Source organism: Bacillus sp. C30 (assembly GCF_040838255.1).
Classification (GTDB): Bacteria; Bacillota; Bacilli; order Bacillales; family Bacillaceae_G; genus Bacillus_A; species Bacillus_A mycoides.
In genome coordinates this window covers 1-1742 of sequence record NZ_JBFPJH010000523.1, presented here as the reverse complement: position 1 = coordinate 1742, position 1742 = coordinate 1, and the positions used below count along the sequence as shown (strand labels likewise).

Sequence of the window (1742 nt, the reverse complement as noted above, 5' to 3'; positions counted from 1 at the left end):
ATGGTGATGGGGTGGTACCCCTACTAGAAAAATTGTCTCCGCGTGAACGTGAAGAACTTGAAAAATTTAAAGAAAGCGCAAGATGCTTTTGATAAACATGAAATCGGGAAAGCTATGAATAATGTTCAAAAGGCAAAAAGTGATGAAAATAAAGAATTAACAAAGCAATGCATTGCAAGGTGAGATTCAACAAGAATTTTTAGCTACATTTAATAAGCTGAACATGAATGATATTACTGGCGATGTAAAAGAAGCCCGTAAATCTTTAGATGATCTTATGGCTTGGATACAACAATCTGACCTATTGAAAGCTCAAAAAGATTTTGTTGATACGTTACCTGAAAAAGAAGCAAGTATCTCTAAACTAGAGGAAAGTAAAAAATAAAGAAAAGAGGTTGCCTAAAAGTAACTATTCAGCGACTTTTGGGACAACCTCTTCTTTTTGTTGTAGATTTTCAAGAAAGTTTAGAATAAAATAAAAATATAGTCATCTACCTATTATTCACTAATGAAAAGAAAAGGGGGTAGCGAAATGCAACTGAAGTATGGGAAGCACATTAATATATTATCTATTGTTCTAACTTTGTTCTCTTTTTCCGTAATTGTAAGTTTCTCTACCTGGTTGAGTGGATATTCAATTCCCAACCTTTCTACAATGCTTAAGGTAACAATGTGGAGTGCATTTATTCTTGGAATTATAGGGTTTAGACAAGAGAAAAGCGCACTAGCGATTATAATTATGGGAATATGTGCCTTTGCTCTAGTCGTTCTATATACTTATGCGGTTATAAGTTTTCTTGAGCATTAAATACCATGAAAAAGAAACGAACATTTTTGTTCGTTTCTTTTTTTGGGGGCATTATAAAATTTTAACTTGATGGTGATGGGCGATACCCCTTCAAAGGAATCCCTCCTTTAATGTCGGAATATTTTGTTGAAACGAGAATCAAGGAGAGAGGAAAATGGATAAGGAATTTTTCAGCAAACATTTTAGTCTTGAAAAAGTTAGTGAAGGGATATACGTTGCAATAGCAAGAGAAGGCAGTGGTGCCGTAGCAAATGCAGGCTTTATTGATTTAGGAGATAAAACAATAGTTTTTGATACATTTAACACACAACAAGCTGCTCAAGATTTAAAATATATTGCAGAAAAAATAACCAATCGACCCGTGACATGGGTTGTAAATAGTCATTGGCATGGAGATCATATTCGAGGTAACCAAGCATTTAAGGAAAGTAATATTATTTCAAGTCAAGTTACATATGAAAAAATGAAGGATATTCATCCATCGAGAATCAATAAGCAGAAAAATGATATACAAGGTCTAAGAAATTATATTCATTCTTTAAAAGATCAAATAAATCAAAACAATGACCCTAAGTTAAAACATCAAATAAACTTTCTAAGCGAATTGGAAGTTTCATTACCAACTTTGAAATTAGTTTTACCTCAAAAAACATTTTGTGATGCAATAACGTTTCATGGAATTGAACGTAGTGCACAGCTTTTCACATTAGGTGGTGGACATTCATTTTGTGATGCAGTTCTCTATATTCCAGAAGAGAAAGTAATATTCATGGGTGATTTATTATTTGTTGATTGCCATCCAACATTTTTTGAAGAATCGAATCCTGAGAATTGGATTCGCATTTTGGAAAAGGTTAGCGATATGGATGTTGAGATGGCAATTCCAGGACATGGTTCAATTGGAACGAAAATCCAGATTTTAGAATTAATAGAC

3 protein-coding genes are annotated in these 1742 nt (G+C 33.1%); all 3 read left to right on the top strand.

What is annotated here, in order from left to right; translation table 11 throughout:
- Window positions 1-172 precede the first annotated feature (172 nt).
- A complete protein-coding gene (locus AB3X49_RS22475; RefSeq protein WP_016091781.1) occupies window positions 173-385 on the top strand; it encodes a hypothetical protein in 213 nt (70 codons plus the stop codon).
- A gap of 147 nt (window positions 386-532) precedes the next feature.
- The gene (locus tag AB3X49_RS22470; protein ID WP_002084476.1) at window positions 533-808 is read left to right on the top strand and encodes a hypothetical protein; all 276 of its coding nucleotides are present in this window, start codon (window positions 533-535) and stop codon (window positions 806-808) included.
- Between the two features lie 154 nt (window positions 809-962).
- A partial coding sequence (locus tag AB3X49_RS22465; protein ID WP_367964837.1) for an MBL fold metallo-hydrolase occupies window positions 963-1742 on the top strand: 780 nt, incomplete at its 3' end.

What these genes read in the sequence shown, in the direction of transcription:
- AB3X49_RS22470 (WP_002084476.1), top strand. Translation starts at nt 533, where the DNA reads ATGCAACTGAAGTATGGGAAGCACATTAATATATTATCTATTGTTCTA.